Raw genomic sequence first — 2,943 nt, 5'->3', positions numbered from 1 at the left:
ATTCCCACCTGATAAATATGCAGCAAATGCAGTCTTATATCCAGGGTGAGGGCGGATTTGCACTCATGAGTGATGGTACGCAGGTGGAAGTGTCCAGGAGACGCAAAGCAGACTTTCTGAAAAAGGCTATGCAGTTTTAAGCGGTGATTTTCAGCGGATTCTTAAAGCAGCATTCCGATTTTATTCGTTTTTATGCCAGTTATGATTAATTACCTACCATATAATAAATGGCTATTGCGGGCATATTGCAGATAAACTACTTTTGAATTACGATTTCAATATAACCGCAATATAAAGATTTTATACTCTGCATTACTAGCGTGATTAGCCCCAAAGAAAAAAGACACCGTTTGGTGTCTTTTTTGTTATACTGATTTTAAGCCAGTATTATACAGATAGACGATTTTAATCAATTATAGCCATTTCATCTGCTTTATGTTCCAGTTGGTAAAAGGAAAGCAGCCGGCGTATGACCCCTTCAACGAGAGCATCCGGGCAGGATGCGCCACTGGTGAGCAGGATCGTTACCTTTTCTTTTTCCGGTAAAAAACTATCGTGGCGGATCTCTTCTTTATGATGAAAATCCCAGTGGTTGACAGCATTTGCGGATAGTATTTTTTCAGGAGATGAAATAAAATAAGTGGGCAATTTTTCTTCACACAGTTCCACGAGATGCGATGTATTGGAGCTGTTGTATCCGCCCACCACTATTGCCAGGTCGGCAGGTTCCTGCAACATACCGGTAACGGCAGTCTGGTTGTCGTTCGTAGCATAACAGAGGGTGTCGCGGGTATCAGCAAAACGTTCTCCGGCAGTGGCTTCTGTTAGCTGGAAATGCGTTATCATCACCTGCCGGATATAGTCGGCAATCGCCTGTGTTTCGGTGGCCAGCATGGTGGTTTGATTGACCACGCCTACGCGTTGGAGGTCAGTCGCCGGGTTGAATCCGGGTGAATACTGACCTTTGAAGAGGGCGTTAAACCCGTCCGGGGAGCGCTGACCGGTAATAAATTCCGCCAGCAGTTCCGCTTCTTTGATATCTTTTACCACCACGGTAGGAGTGCCGGAGGCGCTATGTGAAAAAGTGGCCCTCGTTTCCTCGTGTTTGGGTTTGCCGTGTACTATTACGGTATAGTTTTTCTTACCGATCTGGTCCGCCTTGTTCCATACCCTTTCCACAAACGGGCAGGTAGTGTTGTATTTAAGCGGTTCAATACCCAGTGAGGCCAGTTGCCGTTCAGTTTCAAGGGTAGTGCCAAATGCAGGGATGATCACAATGTCATCCGGTTGCAGGCTTTCCCAGGGAACCAGCTGTTTGCCTGCTGTATCCATAATAAACTGAACGCCACGGTCCAGCAGGTCGTTGTTCACATGCGGGTTGTGGATCATTTCACTAAGGAGGAAGATCCGTTTGCCGGGATTTTCATCTACTGTTTTAAAGGCAATTTCAATGGCGTTTTCCACGCCGTAACAGAACCCGAAGTGCCTGGCCAGTAAAATCCTCACAGGACCAAAGTCAAGCTCAGTGGGAGTGAAGTCCTTTTTCATGCGGTCCTGCTGTTTGCGCTGGTTTTTGATGGCGCTGATCAGCGGACTGCGATATATAACCGGAACGTTAAATGTTTTCATGTGTTAGAATAACGGAAAATTAAAGGACAAAGTTAATCAGTTTTCTTTGCTCACTTTGTCCAGCCATGCTTTTTCTTCTGCACTGAGGCTGTTGTAGCCTTTTTCATTAATTTTATCCAGCAGTTGATCCAGCCTGGAAGGGTCTTTATCTTCCGCTTTTTTAACCACTTTCAGCGGCGATTTCCTGGGTTTGAATTTACGGGTAACAGGCTGTTGCTGGCGGCGGTTATTGAAATCGAACAGCCATATCAGGGGCTGGCACAGGTCTGTGCCTGCCTGCAGTATACGCACATAAAGAAAGCCGAGCAGGGATCCTCCCATGTGGGAAATCAATCCACCGATATTACCATCAGGGATGGAAATCAGTCCCAGCAGCACCAGGGCCATGGCCAGCCATTTCAATTTTACGCTGCCCAGGAACATGAGGCCGATCTCGAAATTGGGCATCAGTGTGGCGGCAGCCACCAGGATACACATGATGGCGGCGGAAGCGCCCACCATGGTAGTTCCCACATATCCGGGGAAAAGGCTGGCACTCAGCAGGTACAAAAGCCCGCCGGCAATACCGCCTAACAGGTAAAGGGGCAGCACCCGTTTGTTGCCGAGGAAATCCCTGAACAGGTTACCGAACCAGTACAGGTTGATCATGTTAAAAAGGGCATGGAAAATCCCTACATGGGTGAACATGTAAGTAACCAGTCCCCAGGGCTTTAGTATAAATGCGCTCAGCGGCACGTTCATGGCCAGTTGCTCGTAAGTCCAGTCAAAAGGAGTGGGCTGTTTGGTGATGAACGCAATAAGTCGCAGAATATTTAATCCCAGGAAAACGACGATATTCCAGAAAAGCAAATGGTTGACTGTGTTTCCTTGCCTTAGCCAGTAACGAATATCCGATTGAAATGAGGTCCCGTTCATATATACAAATTAAAATAAAATCCGGGATTTAATAATTGTATTTAACATTTTGAATGCAGGAAAAATAAGCGCGTTCACTGCAAATGAATATCACTTTTCCCCTCTCCTGTTAACAACAATTAATCCGGCTGCCGGTTCTTCCGGTGTCAAAAAAAATGCCCGTTTATGCAGTTCAATTTTTTGTCGTAGTAAAATTATTAATAATACATTTTAAAAATATCTGAAAAGGCCGTTCCATACCGCAGCGAACGTTGATTTTCTTCAATAAAAATACGTATAAACGGGTATTTTTTCGTATTTTTGCCGTCCCATAAAACAGGGTATCCGGGTATTCCGGGTAAAATTTTTAATTTTTATGAGCGAAAACAACATTTCTAACGAACAAAACGCTGAACAACA

The 2,943-nt window shown here is 45.2% G+C and carries 2 protein-coding genes; both read right to left on the bottom strand.

The features are described from left to right. Window positions 1–405 precede the first annotated feature (405 nt). Window positions 406–1,629 carry a 4-hydroxy-3-methylbut-2-enyl diphosphate reductase gene (locus VN105_RS21680; protein ID WP_325644125.1) on the bottom strand — a complete coding sequence of 408 codons (1,224 nt, stop codon included), beginning with the start codon at window positions 1,627–1,629 and terminating at the stop codon, window positions 406–408. 36 nt (window positions 1,630–1,665) lie between these two features. Then, window positions 1,666–2,544: a rhomboid family intramembrane serine protease gene (locus VN105_RS21675; RefSeq protein WP_325644123.1), complete on the bottom strand. Its 879-nt coding sequence runs from the start codon at window positions 2,542–2,544 to the stop codon at window positions 1,666–1,668. Window positions 2,545–2,943 lie beyond the last annotated feature (399 nt).

The sequence above is a fragment of the Chitinophaga sp. genome, from assembly GCF_035564935.1.
In the GTDB taxonomy this organism is placed as follows: Bacteria; Bacteroidota; Bacteroidia; order Chitinophagales; family Chitinophagaceae; genus Chitinophaga.
The sequence above is the reverse complement of the archived record's forward strand: the minus strand, read 5'-3'. Positions and strand labels throughout refer to the sequence as shown.